Consider the following 21,610-nt stretch of genomic DNA (forward strand, 5'->3'; position numbering starts at 1 on the left):
GCCCCGCCGCCATGTACGAGCTGTCCCGGATCCGCCTCTACTCCATCGGGCCCGCCGGTGCGCGCTATGCCGACACCGTGCTGGACCTGCGCGGAGTCGGCGAGCCCGTGCCCAGCCCGGCGCCCGCGCAGGCGGACTTCTTCGAGGAGGAGCCGCAGGGCCCGCCCCGCCGCCCGGCGCCCGCCGGCGTGCTCTTCCTGGAGAACGGCGGCGGCAAGTCGGTACTGCTCAAGCTGATCTTCTCCGTGATGCTGCCAGGGCACCGCAACACCCTGGGCGGCGCCAGCTCGGGTGTGCTCCGCAAGTTCCTGCTCGCGGACGACTGCGGCCATGTCGCCCTGGAATGGCAGCACACCAGGACGGGCGAGACGATCGTCGTCGGCAAGGTCAGCGAGTGGCGGGGCCGCCAGGTCTCCGGCGACCCGCGCAAGTTCGCCGAGGCGTGGTATTCCTTCCGGCCGGGCCCCGGCCTGTCCCTGGACTCCCTCCCCGTCGCCGAGTCGGCGGCGCTGCGGCCCAGGGCCGAGGGCACGTCCTCGGCGCGCGGCCGACGGCGCACCATGAAGGGCTTCCGTGACGTACTGACCGAGACGGGCAAGGCGTATCCCAACCTGGACGTCGCCTGGGAGGAGATCCACGAGCGCTGGAACGAACATCTGACCACGCTCGGCCTGGACCCCGAACTCTTCCGCTACCAGCGGGAGATGAACGCCGACGAAGGCGAGGCGGCGGGCCTGTTCGCGGTCAAGAACGACTCGGACTTCACCGACCTGCTGCTGCGCGCCGTCACCGACACCCGGGACACCGACGGCCTCGCCGACCTCGTGCACGGCTTCGCGCACAAGCTCGGCCGCCGCGCCGAGCTGACCGCCGAGCGCGACTTCACCGCGGGCTCCCTCGACCATCTGCACCGCATCACCGAGGCCGCCGAGGCGCGCGCCCGGGCCCGGGAGATCCACGCCGGAGCCGAGCGCCGCACCCGCCACCTCGCCCACCGGCTGACCGCGCGGGGCACCCAGGAGCGCGGACGCGCCGCCGAGCTGGCCGAACAGCTGGAGCAGGCACGGGAGTCGGTCACCGCGGCCGAGGAGGCCCGCACCCGCGCCTCCCGCATCGCCGCAGAACTGGCCTACCGGCACGCCTCGCTGGCGCTGGCCGCAGCAGAGAAATCCGCTGCGGCGCAGAAGCGCGAACTGAGCGAGGCCCGCACGCTGCACTCCGCCTGGCAGGCCGCCGAGACCGTGCTCGCGCACCGTACGGCCGCCGACCGCTCGGCCCGCGTCGCCGCCGCCATCCGCGAGGCCGAGCGCGACGCGGCCCCCGCGCTGGCCGCGCGCGCCCAGGCGGCAACCGCGCTGGTACGCGCCCTCAACGTCGCAGCCGAGGACAGCGAACGTATCGCCGGTGAACAGGAAGAGCGCTCCGCCGCCCTCCAGACCGAGAGCGAGAGCGCCCACCGGGACGCCACGGCAGCCGCCACCGAGGCACAGCGCGCCCGCAGCGAGACCGAGCACCTGCGCCAGCGCCTCACCGAGGTGGAGCAGGAGATGGAGCAGGCCGTACGCGCGGGCTGGCTGGACGACAGCGGCCCGGACGCCGACCCGGCCCGCGCCGCGCTGGCCGCAAGCGACGCCGAGAAGAGCGCTGTCGCCGCCTTCGAGTCCGCCCGCGACGCGGCAGCCCGCAGCGCCGAGCGGGCCCGCGAGCTGGCCGGCCGCCACGCGAGCGCGGAGCTCGCCGCAGCGCGCGCCGCGGACGCCGCCGAGGCCGCGGAGGGCGCGTACACAGGCGAGCGCGCCACTGCGGAAGCGCTCGGCGCCGAGGAACGCCTGGCCGAACTGCTCGGGCTGCCCGCCGGCCCCGCTCCCCGGAGCGCCGACGCGGGCCAGGCTGCACAGGCACGGGCGACGCTCCCCGGCCAGCGCAACGCGGGCGGCCCTTCCGATGCACGGGACTCCGGCGCGGAGGCCACCGCCGATCCGGGCCGGCGCACCGGTGCCGTACCGGGCCAGGGCGGCGCCCCGGAGGCCGGGGCCGGGTCCGGCGCGGGCTCCGCTCCCCGTACGGACTCGGGCGGTACGGCCGCCGACCGTCCAGCAGGCGACCGTACGCGCCCCGACCGGGCAGCCGCCTTGCCACAAGGCCCGCTCACCGCCGAGGAGTTGGACCGCAACGCCGAGGCGCTCCAGGAACTGCTGGACGAGGGCGTGGCCGCCGCAGAGCGGCAGCTGTTCGAGCTGCGTACGGCCGCAGCGGACGACTCCCGGATGCTGGGCGCGCTCGGCGACGGGGGGCTGCTCCCGCCGGGCCCCGATGTGACCGCCACCGTGGAGTATCTGGGCGAGCACGGTGTGCCCGCGCTGCCCGGCTGGCGCTACCTCGCCCAGGCCGTGGACCCGGCCGACCACGCTGCCGTCCTCGCGGCGCGGCCCGAGCTGGTCGACGGCGTCATCATCACCGACCCCGACAGCCACGCGCGCGCCCGCGAGGTGCTGGCGGGCGCGGCGCTGCTGCCCCGTTCGGCCGTCGCCGTCGGTACGTCAGCCGCGCTGCTGGCCCCGGCGCCCGCGCCGGACAGCGGCGGCGGTTCCGCCGGCTCCGAGGTCTTCCTCGTACCGCCGAACCCAGCGATGCACGACGAACACGCGGCCGACGACGAGCGCCGCCAACTGCGCGAGCGCGCAGCGGCCCGCGACGAGGAGATCCGGGCGCTGGCGGCCCGGCTTTCCGCCGACCGGGCGCTGGCGGCGCGCCTCGCCTCGTGGCGCAGCGGCTGCCCCGAAGGCCGGCTGGACGAGCTCGCCGAGGCGGCGGCGCAGGCCCGCGAGGCCGCCCAGGCGGCACAGCAGCAGCTCGCCGAGGTCCGCGAGGCGCGCGCCGAGGCCGATGAACAGGCCGCCGAGACCGCCAGGGTCAGGGACGAGCGTCAGGAAGCGGCCCAGCGCGCCCGCCGCAGCGCCGACGCGCTCGCTGGGCTCGCCTTCCGGCTGCGGCAGCGCGCCACATGGCAGGGGCGGCTGCGCGAGCTGGCCGACGACGTCGCCACAGCGCAGGAGCGGGCCGAACAGTGCCTGGAGCGGGCACGTTCGGCCGACGAGGACCGGCGCGCGGCCCAGCGCGCGGCCGACGACGCACACCGCACGGCCCGCACCCTGCGCGCCGAACGCGCCGAGATCGCGGGCGTACAGGACGACCCCGAAGACCCGGCGGAGGCGGCGGAGGCGGCCAACGGCGATCCGGCGGCCCCGACCCCTGGCGACAGGCGCGACACGCAGCCCGAGCGCACCGCCTCGCTGCCCGACCTGCGCGAGGCGTACCGTTCGGCGTCCCAGCTGTACGAGAAGGTCGGCGTCGGTGCCGACCTGCGCGCCGAACAGGCCCGCGCCGAGGGCGACGAGTCGGCGGCCAAGGCGGCGCTCGACCGGCTCAGCAACAAGGTGCGCACCCGCGCTGCCCAGCTGCTGGAAGGCCCAGACGGCGCCGACGGCCCCTCCAGGCAGGCCGCGGCAGCCCGCGCCGAAGCCCTGGTCCAGCGGCTGGAGGCCCGCAACTCCGACGCCAGCGAACAGCTCGGCAGGCTCCGCGGCGAGGCCGAGCGGCTGGCACCCGGCGACGGCGACCACCACACCGAACTCCCGGACGAACTGGTCCCCGCCGACGCCGCGCAGGCCCAGACCCTGCTGCGGACCGCCAACGCCGAACTGGCGGCACGCGGCGACGAACTGGAAGCGGCACGTGCGGCGCACACCGCGCTCCAGCGCTCACACGCCGCCGCCGAGGAAGCCGCGAGCGGCTTCGACGAGACCGCGGCCACGCTCCGCGACCTGCTCCGCGACCCCGCGGCGCACGTGCCGGGGGAGCAGGACGGCGAGGAGTCCCCCGAGCCGTACGCGGGCAGCCCGGCCGAGGCCCGGCAGGCGGCGGCCGAGGCACGGCGCTCACTGCGCGGCTGCGCCGCCGATCTGAGCGCCGCCGAGCAGTCCGTGCGTGAGGCGTGCGACGTCCTCGTACGGCACGCCAACTCCAGCCGCTACGAGCAGGTCCGCACCCCCGCACGGCAGCAGGTGCGCGAGCTGCCGGCCTCCGCGCTGCCCGACCACGCGGCTGCCTGGGCGGCGGCGTTCGCGCCCCGGCTGCGCGTGCTGACGGACGAGCTGGCCCAGTTGGAGCGCAACCGGGACAGCATCGTGGACCGGCTGCGCGGGCTGGTGGAGTCCTCGCTGACGACGCTGCGTTCGGCGCAGCGGCTCTCCCGGCTGCCGGAGGGGCTGGGGGAGTGGTCGGGTCAGGAGTTCCTGCGTATCCGCTTCGACGATCCCGACCAGGCCACCCTCACCGAGCGGTTGGGGGAGGTCATCGACGAGGCCACCCGCGCGGCCGTCCGCAAGAACTCCGATCTGCGCCGCGACGGAATGACGCTGCTGCTGCGCGGGGTGCACGCCGCGCTCCAGCCGCGCGGCGTCTCCGTGGAGATCCTCAAGCCGGACGCCGTGCTGCGTGCCGAGCGGGTGCCGGTCGGACAGATGGGCGACGTCTTCTCCGGCGGCCAGCTGCTGACCGCGGCCATCGCCCTGTACTGCACGATGGCGGCGCTGCGCAGCAACGACCGGGGCCACGACAAGCACCGGCACGCCGGCACCCTCTTCCTGGACAACCCCATCGGCCGGGCCAACGCCACCTATCTGCTGGAGCTCCAGCGGGCCGTGGCCGACGCACTGGGCGTCCAGCTCCTCTACACCACCGGCCTGTTCGACACCACGGCCCTGGCGGAGTTCCCGCTGGTGATCCGGCTGCGCAACGACGCGGACCTGCGGGCCGGGCTGAAGTACATCAGCGTGGAGGAGCATCTGCGGCCCGGCCTGCCCCAGCCGGAGGACGGGGACGGCGAGGCCGCCGTGCACGGGGAGATCACCGCGACACGGATGTTCCGCCGCCCCGAGCAGAATCCGCCCGGGACGCACGGCGAGCCGGGGGCGCAGCAGCCGGAGCCGGATGCCCGGCCGGACGTTCCCGCCCCTCATCCGCCGGGTGACGCGCCGGACGCGGCACACTCGCCGCGCTCCTGACGTCGTGCGCGGCGCCCGGTGCGGGGGTGCCCGGTGCCGCGCCGCCCGGTGCCGGGGCACCCTGCTCCGCACCGGCGCCCGCCTGCCGGCGCCGCCCGGCCGCAGCGCGCCGTCTGGCCACGCTGCTGGGTTCCGAGACGACGCCGTGCCGCTGCACCCACACCTGCCGGGTGATCCATACGTCCAGCACCGCCCACGTCGCCACGACCGTGCTCCCGATGGTGGCCAGCACCATCGGGAACGCCAGCCAGACGGCGGCCAGCGAGCAGAAGAACGCGACCATGAGCTGCACCAGCGTCAGTGCCGCGATGATCACCGCCCGTACTGCCGCAGCCCGCACCGGGTCCGGCAGCCGGGGCTTCGCATACATCTTTTTCACTCCCCCTTCACTACCCCCGATCCTCCCACGGTTCCGTAAGCGTGCGCTGTGCCACAGACTTCGAACCTGCGGCAGGGCATCGACGGACAACTCAGGATGAGGCACCCTGGACTGCCTGTTCGGACGCTCATACGGACCTACGAGTTGCCGGCGCGTCAGTAGTAAGCTCACGCCGTTTGCTGTCGGTACAACGCCCCTGTGCGCTGGGGAAGACGTAGGGGAGGCCATGCGCTTTCGCGGGAAGTCCATCCGCCGGAAGATCGTGGTACTGCTGCTGGTGCCGCTGGTCTCCCTGCTGTCCATCTGGGGCTTCGCGACCTACATCACGGCTGCCGAGGCGAACAGTCTGCTGCGGCTGGACGAGATCACCCACAAGATCGGCAACCCGACCGAGGACGCCGTACGGGCCATCCAGCGCGAACGCCGCCAGATCATGGTCCACGTCGCCGACCCCGGCAACAGCCAGGAGAAGAGGCTCCTGCAGCAGGTTCAGGGCACGACGGACCGGAAGATCTCCGTCGTCCGCCGCAACGCGTCCGACAGCGGCCTCCGTTCCGATCTGGGCCCCGAATCCAAGGCCCGGCTGGGCGACTTCCTGGAGGCGCTGGACGGGCTGAAGAGCCTGCGGTCCCGCGTCGAGCACAACACCGTCACTCGCGGCGGCGTCTTCCAGGCGTACAACGAACTCATCGACCCCGCCTACGCGCTGGTCGACTCGCTCAGCGCCGTCGACGACGTCGATCTGGAGAAGCAGGGCCGCGCCCTGGTCGGCCTCTCCCGCGCCCGCGAGTACCTCTCCCGCGAGGACGCGCTGATGGCGGCCGCCTATGCGGCGGGCCAGTTCACCCGGGGCGACCAGCGCGCCCTCTCCGACCGCGTCGCCGAGCGCAACATCGCCTACGAGAGCAACCTCCCCTCGCTGCCCGCCGAGGACCGGCAGCTGTTCGAGAACTACTGGAACGGCAGCGACGGCCGCACCCTGCGCAGTTACGAGGACGCCGTCATCGCCGCCGGGCCGCGCACCAGTGAGGGGCCGATCGACGAGGAGCGCTGGCACCTGGGCAACACCACGGTGCTCGACGACCTCCAGCGGATGGGCGAGCAGGCACGGAAGCGGTTCCAGAAGCGCGTCGACCCCGTCGCCACCCGGGTCCTCGTCCAGGCGGCGGCCGCCGGTGTGCTCGGCTTCCTCGCCGTACTGGCCTCTCTCGTCATCTCCATCCGCGTCGCCCGCAGCCTGGTCCGGGATCTGAACACCCTCCGCAAGGAGGCCAACGAGGCGGCGGGCCAACGGCTGCCCAGCGTGATGCGCCGTCTCGCGGCGGGTGACAAGGTGGACGTCGAGACCGAGTCCCCCAGCCTGGAGTACCCCGCCGACGAGATGGGCCAGGTCGGACAGGCCCTCAACACCTTGCAGCGGGCCGCGGTCGAAGCCGCCGTCAAACAGGCCGACATGCGGCGCGGCGTCTCCGAGGTCTTCGTCAACCTCGCCCGCCGCAACCAGGTGCTGCTGCACCGCCAGCTCACCCTCCTCGACGCCATGGAGCGCCGCACCGAGGACGCGGACGAACTCGCCGACCTCTTCAAACTCGACCACCTCACCACCCGCATGCGCCGCCACGCCGAGGGCCTGGTCATCCTCTCCGGGGCTGCGCCCTCCCGGCAGTGGCGCAAGCCCGTCCAGCTGATGGACGTCGTCCGGGCCGCCGTCGCCGAGGTGGAGGACTACGAGCGGATCGAGGTGCGCAGACTGCCCCGGCTCGCGGTGGACGGCAGCGCGGTCGCCGACCTGACCCATCTGATCGCCGAACTGCTTGAGAACGCCACGGTGTTCTCCCCGCCGCACACCGCCGTGCAGGTGCTGGGGGAGCGGGTGGCCAACGGCTTCACCCTGGAGATCCACGACCGCGGCCTCGGTATGACGGCCGACGCGATGCTGGATGCCAACCTGCGGCTGGCCGAGACGCCCGAGTTCGAGCTGTCCGACACCGACCGGCTCGGCCTGTTCGTGGTCTCCCGGCTCGCCCAGCGCCAGGGCGTACGGGTCTCGCTCCAGCCCTCGCCCTACGGCGGCACCACCGCTGTCGTCCTCATCCCCGGCACCGTACTGACCGAGACCTCCGGCCGCGACGAGGACCAGCGCGGACCGGGCGCTACCGCCATCGAAGCCGGGAAGTCCACCCACCCGCTGAACGGCCCCGTCGAGCTGGAGGCCCCCTTGGAGGAGGAGCCTCGCGCCTCCCGAAAGACCAGCGCCTCCCGTAAGACCGGCGCCCCCCGGGAGAGCCGTGGCGGACCCCGCAGGCGCCGGCCCGACACGGCACCTGCCTCGGCTGCCGGGGAGCAGCACCAGCAGACGCGGGACGAGGCCCCGCCCGCCGCCCGCGCGAACGCCCGCGCCGAGACCGCCGCCGGGCCCGGAACCGAACCCGGCACCGCTTCCGGAGCCCCATCGGGCGCGGGCACCGGGCCGGGTGACAGCGGCGGGTCCGGCACCGGGGGACCGGCGCCGCTGCCCCGCCGCCGTCCCGGCGCACCGGTGCTGGTCTCCGACAACGGGCGCACTGTCGACCCGGACCGCCGTCCGACCGACGAGGGTGCGAGCGAGAGCGGCCGCGCGCCACTGCCCCGCCGCAAGCCCGGCACGAACGGCCGCACCGGACCGGGTTCCCGGCAGGACGCCGCCTCCCGGCCCGGGTCCGGCACCGCACCCGACGAGGGAGCAGCCGAGGACCGGCCCACCGCCGAGGCCCGGACCGAGGCCGAGGGCTCAGCGCGTACCGGGGGCTCCTCCGGGACCGCCGGGGAGGCCGAGCAGCCGTCGGCGCAGTCCGAGGCGGCCGGTGGCCGGGTCGGCGGCCTGCCGCGCCGCGTCCGCCAGGCCAGCCTCGCGCCGCAGCTCAAGGCGGACACGCCGACCGCCGACACCCCGATGCAGCAGGCGCGTACGGGCACCCAAGGATCCAGCTCGTCGGAGGTCGACGATCGCGACGCCGACGAAGTGCGCAGCAGAATGGCCTCCCTCCAGCGCGGCTGGGAACGCGGCAGACGCGAGAGCGAACCGCCGCAGGACGCGGGGGAGTCAGCACCAGGAACAACACCGGGAGGGGACGGTCGATGACCGCACCGAACGCCGCTTCGCACAACGCTGGAAGTGGTGAGCTCAACTGGCTCCTCGACGAGCTGGTCCAGCGCGTCGGCAGCATACGCAAGGCGCTCGTGCTCTCCGGGGACGGCCTCGCCAAGGGCGCCTCGGAGGGACTCACCCGGGAGGACAGCGAGCATCTGGCAGCCGTTGCCTCCGGGTTCCACAGCCTCGCCAAGGGAGTCGGCCGGCACTTCGCGGCCGGCGGCGTACGGCAGACCGTGATCGAGCTGGAGGAGGCGTTCCTCTTCGTCACGGCAGCAGGTGACGGCAGTTGCCTGGCCGTACTGGCCGACGCCGACGCCGATGTCGGCCAGGTTGCCTACGAGATGACGCTCCTGGTCAAGCGGGTCGGCGCGCATCTGGGCACCGCGCCGCGCAGCACGCCCGCCGACGGCGACCCCGCTGGAGCCAACTGACCGTACGACCAGTGACCACAGGGCGACGGGACGAGGCAGCGAGAGGACGGGGCCGGCCATGACGAACCGCTGGTTCGACGACGCAGGACCCGTGGTGCGCCCGTACGCGATGACCCGGGGCCGTACCCGCAGCAGCGCGAAGGACGCGCAGCTCGACCTCATCGCCCTCGTCATCGCCGACAGCCCGGACGCGGCGGAGCCGGACGACGGATCCGCCGCGGCGGGCGACCTTCTTCCGGAGGAGGAGGACAAGCTCCTCGCCGACCACTCCTTCGTGCCCGAACACTTCGACATTCTCGCGCTCTGCCGCCGCTCCCCCCTCTCGGTGGCGGAGCTGGCGGCGGAACTCGACCTTCCCGTGGGGGTGGTACGCGTCCTGATCGGCGACCTGGTGGAGGCCGGACTGGTACGCGTCACCCGCCCCGTCCCTCCGGCGGAGCTGCCGGACGAGAGCATCCTCAGAGAGGTGATCAATGGGCTTCGGGCGCTCTGAGCGGGGCGGCAGGACGGCCCCGGCCGAACCGGTCACGCTGAAGATCCTGGTGGCCGGGGGCTTCGGCGTCGGCAAGACCACACTGGTGGGCGCGGTCAGCGAGATCAAACCGCTGCGCACCGAGGAGCTGCTGACCGAGGCCAGCCGCCCCGTGGACAGCACCAGAGGGGTGGAGGCGAAGGCCACCACGACGGTCGCCATGGACTTCGGCCGCATCACCATCAACGAAGCACTCGTGCTGTATCTGTTCGGCACGCCGGGCCAGGACCGGTTCTGGTTCCTGTGGGACGAGCTGGCCACCGGCGCGCTCGGCGCCGTGGTGCTGGCCGACACCCGGCGGCTGGAGAACAGCTTCGCGGCGATCGACTACTTCGAGCGCCGCAGCATCCCCTTCACGGTGGCCGTCAACTGCTTCGACGACGCCGAGCGGTACCCCGCCGAGACCGTGCGCGAAGCCCTCGATCTCGACGGGGCCGTGCCTGTGCTGCTGTGCGACGCGCGGCAGCGGGAGTCCGCGCGGGATGTGCTCATATCGGTGGTCGAGCACGCCATGCGGAGCGCTGCGCGGGCACCCGCCGACATGTGAGGGGGCCCTGCGCCGCGCTCCGCCGGACTCTCGCGGTGCTCCCGGCTACGCCGCTACTCCGACTTCTCCCAGCCGAAGCTGCGCTCCACGGCCTTGTGCCAGTTGGCGAACTCGCGGTCGCGCTCCTCCGCGCTCATCGACGGCGTCCACTCCGCGTCCCGCTTCCAGTGGGCGCGCAGCTCGTCCAGCCCCGACCAGACGCCGGTCGCCAGACCTGCGGCGTAGGCGGCGCCCAGGCAGGTCGTCTCGGCCACCACGGGCCGGATCACCGGTACGCCGAGCACATCGGCCTGGTGCTGCATCAGCAGGCTGTTCGCCGTCATCCCGCCGTCCACCTTCAGCGTGGTGATCTCCACCCCGCTGTCCTGGTACATCGCGTCGACGACCTCGCGGGTCTGCCAGCTCGTCGCCTCCAGCACGGCCCGCGCCAGATGCGCCTTGGTCACATACCGGGTCAGCCCGGCGATGACCCCCCGCGCGTCCGAGCGCCAGTACGGAGCGAACAGGCCGGAGAACGCGGGCACGATATAGGCGCCGCCGTTGTCCTCGACGCTGGCGGCCAGCGCTTCGATCTCCGAGGCGTCGTTGATGATGCCCAGCTGGTCGCGGAACCACTGCACCAGCGCCCCGGTGATGGCGATGGACCCCTCCAGGCAGTAGACGGGCGCCTCGTCGCCCAGCCGGTAGCCCACCGTCGTGACCAGCCCGTGCTTGCTGGGCACCGGACGGCCGCCGGTGTTCAGCAGCAGGAAGGAGCCGGTGCCGTAGGTGTTCTTGGCCTCGCCGACGCCGTAGCAGGTCTGCCCGAAGACGGCCGCCTGCTGGTCACCGAGCGCCGAGGCCACCGGCACCCCCGCCAGCTGCCCGACAGCCGTGCCGTACACCTCCGAGGAGGACCTGATCTCCGGCAGCACGGCAGCGGGCACGTTCATCGCGTCCAGCACCGACTGGTCCCACTCCAGGGTCTCCAGGTTCATCAGCATGGTGCGGGAGGCGTTGGTGACGTCGGTGACGTGCCGGCCGCCGTCGGTGCCGCCGGTCAGGTTCCAGATCAGCCAGGAGTCCATGGTGCCGAACGCGATCTCGCCCCGCTCGGCGCGCTCCCGCAGCCCCGGCACGTTGTCCAGCAGCCAGGCGACCTTCGGCCCCGCGAAGTAGCTCGCCAGCGGCAGGCCGGTACGGTCACGGAAGCGGTCCTGGCCCACCTCGCCGCCCAGCTCGGTACAGAGCGCCGAGGTACGGGTGTCCTGCCAGACGATGGCGTTGTGCACCGGCTCACCCGTCGCGCGGTCCCACAGCACCGTCGTCTCGCGCTGGTTGGTGATTCCGATGGCGCTGAGCTGGTCGGCGCGCAGGCCGGCCCGCTCCAACGCACCGCCGACCACGGCCTGGACCTTGGTCCAGATCTCGCTCGCGTCGTGCTCCACCCAGCCGGGTTTCGGAAAGATCTGGCGGTGCTCCTGCTGGTCGACGGCGACGATCCCGCCCTGCTGGTCGAAGACGATGCAGCGGCTGGAGGTGGTGCCCTGGTCGATGGCAGCGACGTACTTGTCCGTCATGGTTTGACGACCCCTCGATAGGTGCGTTCGGACGTCACGATCAGAATGCGGCCTTGCGGAGCAGCACGCCGAAGCCCCGCCGAGCAGAGCCTTCAGGCCCCGCCGATCGGCGGCTCCACCCGGCTTCACGGCGGTGCCCGCGACGAGCGTGACGGCAGTGTTCAGCCCAGCTGAGAGGCAGTCAAGGCCGGGCGCACAACCGGGCCCTCGCGCGCCGTCTGCGACGCTCCCGTCGCGACTGTCACCGCCATGTCACCAGATCCTCACGCGCCCGTACGCAGCGATGATCTCGCGAACCGGCCCAAGGGGCCGGGCGTCCACACTCAACGAGAACGGCGGCACGGGACCGACGGGGGTGATCCCGAGCCGCCGTTTCTCATCTCCCGCTGCTCCGCACCCCGGTGGATCTTCGGCAGAACCCGGCCGATCCCTGGTGGAGACAGCGCGCCCCCTGGTAGAGGAGAGGGGCATGAGACGCATCCGCATCGCACCGCGCGCCCCGCTCGCCGCGGCAGCCGTCCTGCCGGCCCTCGCGCTCGCCCCCGCACCCGCTGCCGGGGCCGCGTCCGGGGAAGGCCACCAGCCCGAGGCGCCCGAGGAGTTCGTCGCCCTGCACGACGTGGCCCCGAGCATCCGGCAGGACATCCGCTACTTCACCGGGCACAACTTCGTCGGCGAGCCGATCGACGGCTACCGCCAGCCGATGTGCATCGTCACCAAGGACACCGCCAAGGCCCTCGCCGGGGCCCAGCGTTCCTTGCTCGGCCGCGGCTACACGCTCAAGGTCTACGACTGCTACCGCCCGCAGCGCGCCGTCGACCACTTCGTTCGCTGGGCCAAGGACCTGGACGACCAGAAGACGAAGCGCGAGTTCTACCCCCGCGTCGAGAAGAACCGGCTCTTCGAGGACGGCTACATCGCGGAGAAGTCAGGACACAGCCGCGGCAGCACCGTCGACATCACCGTCGTGAAACTGCCCGCCAAGCCCACCCGGCCCTACCACCCGGGCGAGCCGCTGGTGCCGTGCTACGCGCCCAAGGAGGAGCGGTTCCCCGACAACTCCGTGGACACCGGCACCGGCTTCGACTGCTTCGACACCCTCGCCCACACCGACGACCCCCGCATCACGGGCGAACAGCGCGCCAACCGGGAGCTGTTGAAGAGCACACTGGAGCGCGAGGGCTTCACCAACCTGCCCGAGGAATGGTGGCACTTCACCCACAAGCCGGAGACCTTCCCCGACACCTACTTCGACTTCCCCGTCTCCCGCCACTCGCTTACCCCGAACCACTGACGCCACTGGCCACTGGAGCCACCGGGCAAGCGCATGTGGCTCCAGTGGCCCTGCCATTGGCGCTACGTTGTGGCAGCACGACCATCCACCCAGCCGAGCAGGGGAGCCAGCCATGACGGACCGCGCCCAAGGGGCAGCACAGCCGCCCGCGACGGAGATCGACACCACGGTCCCGCACTCCGCGCGCATCTGGAACTATCTCCTGGGCGGCAAGGACCACTACTCCGTCGACCGCGCAGCAGGCGACAGGATCTGCAAGACCTTCCCCGGTATGGTCGACATCACCCGCCACTCCCGCGCCTTCATCGGCCGCGTCGTACGCCATCTCGCGGCCGAGGCGGGCATCCGGCAGTTCCTCGACATCGGCACCGGCCTGCCCACCGTCGACAACACCCACGAGATAGCCCAGCGGGTGGCGCCCGAGTGCCGCATCGTCTACGTCGACAACGACCCCCTCGTCCTCGCCCACGCCCAGGCCCTGCTCACCAGCACCCCCGAGGGCGTGACCAGCTATCTGCACGCCGACGTACGCGACCCCGCGCGCATCCTCGCGGCAGCCTCCGAGACACTCGACCTCGACCAGCCCGTGGGACTGATGCTGATGGGCATCCTCGGACTGGTCAGCGACTACGACGAAGCGCGGGCCGTCACCCGCGAACTGCTGGACGCGCTGCCGCCCGGCAGCTATCTCGGCTACAACGACGGCAGCACGACCGACCCCGCCTACGTCGAAGCCATCCGCCGCTTCAACGCCAACAGCGGCGCCGTCCCCTACACCCCGCGCACCCCCGAACAGATGGCGGGCTTCTTCGAGGGCCTGGAACTGCTGGACCCCGGCGTCGTCTCCTGCCCCCACTGGCGCCCCGAAGCCCTCCCGTTCGGCGAACCCCCTCAGGTCGCCGTCCACGGGGGAGTGGGCCGGAAGGGGTGAGCGCCCCTTGCCGGGTGCGCAAGGTCTAGTCGGCAACCACAGACCCGCCGCCAGACCCGCGCACCCGCACCCCGTACTCCACCGCCCCACCATCATCCCGCTCCGCAACCACAGCACCGTCCGCCGCACGGCGGACGGTGAACCTCTCCGCCACCGGCCGCTCCCACCCCTCACCCGGATCCGGAATCAGCAGCCCCTCCCCGGCACGCCCCGGCGCGGGCGGCCACACCTCCAGCTCCGTCCGCCCGCCAGGGCCCCGCACCGGCACCGCAGCACCCGCCCGCGCCAGCACCGGAATCCGCCCCAGCGGCGCCGCCACCCGCACCGCCGCCGGGCCCCGGTGCGCCCTCCCGGTGCCGGTGTCGTACCACAGGCCCGCCGGCAGCCGTACCGTGCGCGAGCGCACCCCCGGCTCCAGCACCGGCGCCACCAGCAGCGCATCGCCCAGCAGGAACGCGTCCTCGCAGTCCCGCAGCGCCCGGTCCCGCGGATGCTGCCACCACACCGGCCGCACATAGGGGGCACCCGTACGGTGCGCGAGCTGAGCCAGCGTCAACAGATACGGCTCCAGCCGCTCCCGCTCCGCCAGCGCCGCACGCGCGTGCTCCAGCACCTCCTCGCCGAACCCCCAGGGCACCCCGCGGCCGCCAGGCCCGGTGCGCGTACGGAAGAGCGGCAGATACGCGGCCAGCTGGAACCAGCGCAGATACAGCTCGGGCGACGGCCGAGCGGTGTCACCGCCCACATCGGGCCCCGCGTAGGGCACCCCGCACAACCCCAGGCCCAGCACCAGCGACAGTGTGGCCCGCAGCCCCGCCCAGCCGGTCTCCAACTCGGCCGCCCTCGCGCCGCCGTACCGATGGATCCCCGCCCACCCCGCACGGGCGAGCACGAAAGGGCGCTCCGAAGGCCGCAGCTCCCGCAGCCCCGCGAACCCGGCCTTCGCCATCGTCAGGGCGTACACGTTGTGGCCCTCACGGTGATCGCCGCCGCGCCCCTCCAGCGCGTGCCGCGCCGACAGCGGCAGCGTCCGGTCACCGAACGCGGCGGGCGAGACCGGCTCGTCCCCGGTGTGCCACACCCCGGCGAAGCCCTGCTCCAGCGGCTCCGCGTACAGCTCGCCCCACCACTTGCGCACCCGTCGGTCGGTGAAGTCGGGGAAGACCGCCTCCCGGCGGCGCGCACCTGCCCGCACGGTCCGCTCCCGTTCGTCCCGTACGAACAGCCCGGCAGCTGCGCCGCTGTCGAACACCGGGTCGCCCGCCTCGGCCCGCACCCCCGGCTCCACCACGGACACCAGCCGCACCCCGGCCTCCCGCAGCTCGGCCGCCGCCCGCCGCAGCCCCGGGAAGTGCGCCGCACCCACCGGGAAGCCGCCAGAGCGCCGACCGCGCGCCGCGTCCAGGTGCAGCGCGCCCAGCGGCAGCCCGCGCTCGCGGTGGCCGTCCACCAGCTCCCGCACCTCCCGCTCGCCACCGGCACCCCGCAGCAGGTGCTGGTGGCCCAGCGCCCAGCGCGGCGGAACGGCCGGGGCGCCGGTGAGCGCCGCCCAGCCGTGCAGCACCCGGGAGGGGGCGCCCGCCACCACCCAGTACCGCATCGGCCCGCCGTCCATCCGCACCTCGCACCGCGCCGGACGGTCGTGCGCCGAGCCCTGCCCCTCCGCGCCCTCCCGCACGGTCACCGAACCGTCCCAGGGGTTGTCGTGGAAGACCAGCAGCGTGCCCGCGTCCGCCACGCTCACCAGCACCGGCATGGTGACCGACAGCGGATCGGCGCCCGGAGCGCACGGCCCGGCGTCGGTGTTCCACAGCCGGTACCTCCCTGCCCGCAGCCGGGGCCCGGCAGCACGGCCGCCCAGCCCGAAGAACCGTGCGTCGCAGGGCAGTTCCGACCGCTGCATCCACCGCGGGCCGGCACCGGCCGCAATGCCGCCGGCCTCCTCGGCGCCGCTCGCCGCGGCCTCGCCGGCCTCCTGCTCGCCGGCCTCCAGCGCCACGCTCTCCCACCACCGGGGCGGCTGGTCGCGGCGCAGCAGCGCGCCGCCCGGGGTGCGCATCTCCACCGCACCGTGCCGGGAGACGATCACGAGCATCCGTTCGGAGACCACCCGCCAGCCGCCGTCCTTGTCCGGTTCGAGCCGCGCCCGCGGATCGGGCTCGGGACAGGCGCCCACCAGCGCGTACGAGGGCTCCGGCGCCGCGCCGTCCCACCCCAGGAACACCGCTCCGCCCACCGTCACCCGCACATCCAGCACCGACCGGGCGAAGGTCACCCTGCCGCCGCCGGGCCCCGGCTCGGCACCCGCCGCCTCACCCGGCGTACGGGCCCGCTCCGCCCGCTGCCGGGGCAGCCGGCGCGCGTCCGTCCGCTGTCCGCGCCACGCCGCGCGCAGCGCCCGCATCCTGGGCCACCTACCCCCTGCACCGACAACCGTCACCGACCGCACCTGGCCCCGCCCTTCCATGCTGCTCAGCCTGCCATCGGCAACCGTCGGCGTCAGGGCTGTTCAGCGGCCGTTCACCCGCTGGTCACCGTCGCTTCTGGGGGTTACACACACTTCGCGTGGCCGCGCTGTGTGACGCCTGCCCTGGCACAACAGGTGATCACATGGCATCGTCCGGCCCGAAGGGACGCGACGACGTGTACAGGACGCAGGGAGCCGCCATGACCGCAGCGCACAGCGACAGGACCGCCCGGACCTCACAGGTCTCGCAGCCCTCGCAGCCCGAGGCGCTCTGGCGGCCCGACCCCGGCGACTTCCCCTCGGCCCGCCTCACCCGGTTCCAGGAATGGGCGGCCGACCACCACGGCGCCCCGGCACCCGACCCGGCCGACCCCGTCGCCTCGTACGCCGCGCTGCACCGCTGGTCCACCGAGCACCTGGCCACCTTCTGGGGCGCGTTCGCCGAATGGGCCGGCATCCGGTTCAGCACCCCGTACGAGACCGTCCTCGCCGACGCGCGTATGCCGGGCGCCCGCTGGTTCCCCGGCGCCACCCTCAACTACGCCGAGCACGCCCTGCGTCCGGCTCAGGACCCCGCACGCGCCGCCGGGCCCGCCCTGCTGCACGTCGACGAGACCCACCGGCCCACACCGGTCAGCTGGACCGAACTACGCTCCCAGGTCGCCTCCCTCGCCCAGGAACTGCGCCGCCTCGGCGTCCGTCCCGGCGACCGCGTCAGCGGCTATCTGCCCAACATCCCGCAGGCGGCCGTCGCCCTCCTGGCCACCGCCGCGGTCGGCGGCGTATGGACCTCCTGCGCACCCGACTTCGGCGCCCGCAGCGCCCTGGACCGCTTCCAGCAGGTCGAGCCCGTCGTGCTGTTCACCGTCGACGGCTACCGCTACGGCGGCAAGGAACACGACCGCCGCGAGACCGTCGCCGAACTCCGCGCCGAACTGCCCACCCTCCGCGCCGTCGTCCACGTACCGCTGCTCGGCACCCCGGCCCCCGCAGGCGCACTGGAGTGGGCCGACCTCACCTCACTGGACGCCGAACCCCACTACGAGCAGGTGCCCTTCGACCACCCGCTGTGGGTCCTGTACTCCTCCGGAACCACGGGACTGCCCAAGGCCATCGTCCAGTCACAGGGCGGCATCCTGGTCGAACACCTCAAACAGCTCACCCTGCACAACGACATGGGACCGGGCGACCGCTTCTTCTGGTTCACCTCCACCGGCTGGATGATGTGGAACCTGCTGGTCTCCGGCCTGCTCACCGGCGCAACCGTCGTCACCTACGACGGCAGCCCCGGCTACCCCGACACAGCAGCCCAGTGGCGCGTCGCCGAACGCACCGGAACGACCATCTACGGCACCTCCGCCGCCTACGTCATGGCCTGCCGCAAGGCCGACGTCCACCCTGGGCGCGACTTCGACCTCTCCCGCATCAAGTGCGTGGCCACCACCGGCTCCCCGCTCCCGCCCGACGGCTTCCGCTGGATCCACGACGAGGTCTCGCCCGACATGTGGATCGCCTCCGTCAGCGGCGGCACCGACGTGTGCAGCTGCTTCGCCGGCGCCGCCCCCACTCTCCCCGTCTATACGGGCGAGCTCCAGGCGCCGTCCCTCGCCACCGACCTCGCCGCCTGGGACCCGCACGGCAAACCCCTGGTGGACGAAGTCGGCGAACTGGTCGTCACCCAGCCCATGCCCTCCATGCCCGTCCGCTTCTGGAACGACCCGGACGGATCCCGCTACCACGACAGCTACTTCGACATGTACCCCGGCGTCTGGCGGCACGGCGACTGGATCACCCTCACCAGCCGCAACACCGTCATCATCCACGGCCGCTCCGACTCCACCCTCAACCGCCAGGGCGTCCGCATGGGCTCCGCCGACATCTACGAGGCCGTCGAGCGCCTCCCCGAGATCCGTGAATCCCTCGTCATCGGCGTCGAACAGCCCGACGGCGGCTACTGGATGCCGCTCTTCGTCCACCTCGCCGAAGGCGCCGTCCTCGACGACGCCCTGCGCGACCGCGTCAAACAGACCATCCGGCAGAGCCTCTCGCCCCGCCACGTCCCCGACGAGATCATCGAAATCCCCGCCGTCCCCCACACCCTCACCGGCAAGCGCCTGGAAGTCCCCGTGAAACGCCTCCTCCAGGGCACCGCCATGGAAAAGGCCGTCAACCCCGGCTCCGTCGACAACGCCGGGCTACTCCACTTCTACGAACAACTCGCCCGCGAACGCAGCTGACCTGCAACCAGCGAGGGCCGCCCCGCACCTGCGGAGCGGCCCTCACCAGCCGGCCGGGAACCGTGTCACTCCCCGGAAAGCACCGCCTGCGCCGCCGCCCGCGCGTCCGGCCCGCTGTCCGCAGCCCGCGCGGCCGCCGCCGCCCGCTCGCACTGCGCCAGCGTGTGCTTGGCGAGCTGCGCCCGTACGAACGGAATCGCCGAAGCGCCCATCGAAAGACTGGTCACCCCGAGCCCGGTCAGCACACACGCCAGCAGCGGATCGGAAGCCGCCTCACCGCAGACGCCACAGCTCTTGCCCTCCGCCTTCGCGGCCTCGGCAGACGTGGCCACCAGATCCAGCAGCGCCGGCTGCCACGGGTCCTGCAGCCGCGAGACAGCCCCCACCTGCCGGTCGGCCGCGAAGGTGTACTGCGCCAGATCGTTGGTGCCCAGCGACAGGAACTCCACCTCCTGCAACACCGAACGGGCGCGCAGCGCAGCCGACGGAATCTCGACCATCGCACCGAACTTCGCGCTCAGCCCCGCCTCCCGGCAGGCATCGGCGAACGCCCGCGCGTCCGTCCTGTCCGCCACCATCGGGGCCATGACCTCCAGATACACCGGAAGCCCCTCGGCCGCCTTCGCCAGCGCCCGCAGCTGCCCCTGCAGCACCTCCGGGTGGTCGAGCAGCGTCCGCAGCCCACGCACGCCAAGGGCCGGATTCGGCTCGTCGGCGGGGGTCAGGAAGCTCAGCGGTTTGTCGGCGCCCGCATCCAGCACCCGCACCACGACGCGCCCCTCCGGGAACGCCTCCAGCACCTGCCGGTACGCCTCGACCTGCTTCTCCTCCGACGGCGCCCGCTCACTGTCGTCCAGGAACAGGAACTCCGTACGGAACAGCCCCACACCCTCGGCGCCCGCCTCCACGGCGGCCGGCACATCACCGGGACCGCCCACATTCGCCAGCAGCGGCACCTTGTGCCCGTCCGACGTCGCACCGGGACCGTCGGCCGCCTCCACCGCGGCCTTCCGCTCCTCCGCGGCCCGCGACAGCTCCTCCCGCTCCGCTTCGGTCGGATTCACCATGACCTCACCGGTGCTGCCGTCCACCGCGACGACGGTGCCCTCGACCAGCTCGCCGGCCCCGGGCAGCGCCACCACGGCAGGCACCCCCAGCGCCCGCGCCAGGATCGCGCTGTGGCTGGTCGGCCCGCCCTCCTCGGTCACGAATCCGAGCACCAGCGAGGTGTCGAGCAGCGCGGTGTCCGCAGGCGCCAGATCCCGCGCGATCAGCACATACGGCCGGTCACTGTCCGGAACCCCCGGCATCGGCACGCCCAGCAGCCGCGCCACGATGCGGTTCCGTACGTCGTCCAGGTCCGCCACCCGGCCGGCCAGATAGTCGCCCGCCTGCGCCAACAGCGCCCGGTAGGCGGCGAACGCGTCATAGACCGCGCGCTCGGCCGTACTGCCCACGGCGATCCGCCGCTCGACATCGGCCATCAGCTCCGGGTCCTGCGCCATCATGGCCTGTGCCTCCAGCACGGCCTGCGCCTCCCCGCCGGCGAGATTTCCCCGGGCGACCAGATCCGCGGCGACAGCCTCCACCGCCTGCCGGGCCCGCTGCTGTTCGCGCGGCGCCTCATCGGCGGCGATCTGCTTCGCCGGGGGCTCCAGCACGGCCGTGCCCATGTGCCGCGCCTCCCCGATCGCCACGCCGTGACTCACGCCCACGCCTCGAAGCGTTGTGTCCATCTCACCCGTCTCCGCTCGGCGGCGGCCCTGAGACCACCGCAGTCGTTTCCGCCCGGCCCGCGCACACGCAGGAGGGGACTCCCATGACGCGTGGAGGTCGACAGGGAGCAGGGCCGGGCCCGTACGCCGGTCCGACGTCTGCCGACGTCAGCTCCAGCCGAAGAGCGCCTGTCCGCGCTCGACGTCACCTTCCTCCAGTACGTCACCGAGCGCCTCAGCGGTGGCCTCGAGCGCGATGACCGGGGAGATGGGCGACTTCCCCTTCTCCTCCACGGCCGCCGGGTCCCAGCGCACCACAGGCTGTCCCCGGGTGACGGTGTCTCCCTTGGCGGCCAGCAGCTCGAAACCCTCTCCGTTCAGCTGCACGGTGTCGATCCCCAGATGCGTCAGCACCCCATGACCCTCGGAGTCCACCACCACGAACGCGTGCGGGTGCAGCGAGACGACGATCCCGTCGACGGGCGCCACGGCCTCCGTGCGCTCCCGCACGGGGTCGACGGCGGTACCGGGGCCCACCATGGCCCCGGAGAACACCGGATCCGGCACAGCTGCCAAGCCGATGGCGCGTCCGGCCAACGGGGACGACACGGTGGTCATGGGGGCCTCCCAAGGGCGGAGTCTCGATCAGCCGCCGTCGCTACCTGTCCAGGACGGCGCACCGTGCAGAAGCGTAAGTCATAGGAACTGCTGATTCCGCAAGAGGCGCGGGCGCGCCGTTACCCCCCGTTGTCCCCTGTCAGCGCACTGTCGACGAGTCCGCCGACGCACGCTCGCGGCTCTCGCGCGGCCCCCCGCCGCAGAACCGATTTGCCACTCTCACGCGGACCGCTGTACTGTCGTATGCCTGCCCAGCGCCGATGGCGAGGGCGGCACTTCCAATCCCACCGATTCCGGTTTCCGGTCCATTGGCCCTGCACGCTTCGCTGCGGACGGGTTTCGGACCAGCGAAATCACGGTGGTAAGCTTGGGAAGAAGCGAAAGGGCAAACGTCCGGAGAGACCGGTGAGACGGTTTCGAAGGAAGCGTCCGTTCCTTGAGAACTCAACAGCGTGCCAAAAGTCAACGCCAGATATGTTGATACCCCGTCTCTGAGAGACGAGGTTCCTTTGAAACACAACAGCGAGGACGCTGTGAACCGGGAGGACTATTCCTCTTCCTGGTTCCGCTCTTCTTGTGAAGCTGTTTGAAGCATTCACGGAGAGTTTGATCCTGGCTCAGGACGAACGCTGGCGGCGTGCTTAACACATGCAAGTCGAACGATGAAGCCGCTTCGGTGGTGGATTAGTGGCGAACGGGTG

The 21,610-nt window shown here is 72.8% G+C and carries 12 protein-coding genes and 1 rRNA gene; 9 read left to right on the forward strand and 4 right to left on the reverse strand.

What is annotated here, in order from left to right:
• The first annotated feature begins 11 nt into the window (after nucleotides 1-11).
• The 5 genes from ITI46_RS04610 (at nucleotide 12) to ITI46_RS04630 (ending at nucleotide 10,088) form a co-directional block, all read left to right on the forward strand.
• On the forward strand, nucleotides 12-5,066 hold the full coding sequence (locus ITI46_RS04610) for a coiled-coil domain-containing protein (RefSeq protein ID WP_209238073.1): 5,055 nt from the start codon (nucleotides 12-14) through the stop codon (nucleotides 5,064-5,066).
• Nucleotides 5,067-5,671: 605 nt separating this feature from the next.
• Nucleotides 5,672-8,566: a nitrate- and nitrite sensing domain-containing protein gene (locus ITI46_RS04615; RefSeq protein WP_209238074.1), complete on the forward strand. Its 2,895-nt coding sequence runs from the start codon at nucleotides 5,672-5,674 to the stop codon at nucleotides 8,564-8,566.
• Nucleotides 8,563-9,009 carry a roadblock/LC7 domain-containing protein gene (locus ITI46_RS04620; RefSeq protein WP_209238075.1) on the forward strand — a complete coding sequence of 149 codons (447 nt, stop codon included), beginning with the start codon at nucleotides 8,563-8,565 and terminating at the stop codon, nucleotides 9,007-9,009. The genes ITI46_RS04615 and ITI46_RS04620 overlap by 4 nt, the downstream gene beginning before the upstream one ends.
• A 58-nt stretch (nucleotides 9,010-9,067) precedes the next feature.
• Nucleotides 9,068-9,502 (forward strand): DUF742 domain-containing protein, encoded by a 435-nt coding sequence (locus ITI46_RS04625; RefSeq protein ID WP_209238076.1) that lies wholly within the window; start codon nucleotides 9,068-9,070, stop codon nucleotides 9,500-9,502.
• Nucleotides 9,483-10,088, forward strand: a complete 606-nt coding sequence (locus tag ITI46_RS04630) for a GTP-binding protein (protein ID WP_209238077.1) — start codon at nucleotides 9,483-9,485, stop codon at nucleotides 10,086-10,088. Before ITI46_RS04625 ends, ITI46_RS04630 begins: the two co-directional genes overlap by 20 nt.
• Before the next feature lie 53 nt (nucleotides 10,089-10,141).
• On the opposite strand, the gene glpK is transcribed toward ITI46_RS04630, so the two are convergent.
• The gene (glpK, locus tag ITI46_RS04635) at nucleotides 10,142-11,647 is read right to left on the reverse strand and encodes a glycerol kinase GlpK (RefSeq protein WP_209238078.1); all 1,506 of its coding nucleotides are present in this window, start codon (nucleotides 11,645-11,647) and stop codon (nucleotides 10,142-10,144) included.
• A gap of 469 nt (nucleotides 11,648-12,116) precedes the next feature.
• Here glpK and ITI46_RS04640 point away from each other — a divergent pair, with 469 nt between their 5' ends.
• Together ITI46_RS04640 and ITI46_RS04645 are read left to right on the forward strand one after the other, a co-directional pair.
• The gene (locus tag ITI46_RS04640) at nucleotides 12,117-12,941 is read left to right on the forward strand and encodes a M15 family metallopeptidase (RefSeq protein ID WP_209238079.1); all 825 of its coding nucleotides are present in this window, start codon (nucleotides 12,117-12,119) and stop codon (nucleotides 12,939-12,941) included.
• Nucleotides 12,942-13,053: 112 nt separating this feature from the next.
• Nucleotides 13,054-13,872 carry an SAM-dependent methyltransferase gene (locus tag ITI46_RS04645; RefSeq protein WP_209238080.1) on the forward strand — a complete coding sequence of 273 codons (819 nt, stop codon included), beginning with the start codon at nucleotides 13,054-13,056 and terminating at the stop codon, nucleotides 13,870-13,872.
• Between the two features lie 25 nt (nucleotides 13,873-13,897).
• Here the strand turns inward: ITI46_RS04645 and ITI46_RS04650 are convergent, their stop codons facing one another.
• On the reverse strand, nucleotides 13,898-16,339 hold the full coding sequence (locus ITI46_RS04650; RefSeq protein ID WP_209238081.1) for a glycoside hydrolase family 31 protein: 2,442 nt from the start codon (nucleotides 16,337-16,339) through the stop codon (nucleotides 13,898-13,900).
• 200 nt (nucleotides 16,340-16,539) lie between these two features.
• Between ITI46_RS04650 and ITI46_RS04655 the strand changes: the two genes are divergently transcribed.
• Nucleotides 16,540-18,576 carry an acetoacetate--CoA ligase gene (locus tag ITI46_RS04655; RefSeq protein WP_209238082.1) on the forward strand — a complete coding sequence of 679 codons (2,037 nt, stop codon included), beginning with the start codon at nucleotides 16,540-16,542 and terminating at the stop codon, nucleotides 18,574-18,576.
• Between the two features lie 65 nt (nucleotides 18,577-18,641).
• On the opposite strand, the gene ptsP is transcribed toward ITI46_RS04655, so the two are convergent.
• Both ptsP and ITI46_RS04665 read right to left on the reverse strand, forming a co-directional pair.
• Entirely contained in the window at nucleotides 18,642-20,312 is a 1,671-nt protein-coding gene (gene ptsP / locus ITI46_RS04660) for a phosphoenolpyruvate--protein phosphotransferase (protein WP_209238083.1), read from the reverse strand.
• Nucleotides 20,313-20,459: 147 nt separating this feature from the next.
• Nucleotides 20,460-20,909 carry a PTS sugar transporter subunit IIA gene (locus ITI46_RS04665; RefSeq protein WP_209238084.1) on the reverse strand — a complete coding sequence of 150 codons (450 nt, stop codon included), beginning with the start codon at nucleotides 20,907-20,909 and terminating at the stop codon, nucleotides 20,460-20,462.
• 594 nt (nucleotides 20,910-21,503) lie between these two features.
• Here ITI46_RS04665 and ITI46_RS04670 point away from each other — a divergent pair.
• Nucleotides 21,504-21,610: ribosomal RNA gene (locus ITI46_RS04670) — 16S ribosomal RNA — on the forward strand; the annotation flags it as partial.

This window comes from Streptomyces oryzae (assembly GCF_017676365.1).
GTDB lineage: Bacteria > Actinomycetota > Actinomycetes > Streptomycetales > Streptomycetaceae > Streptomyces > Streptomyces oryzae.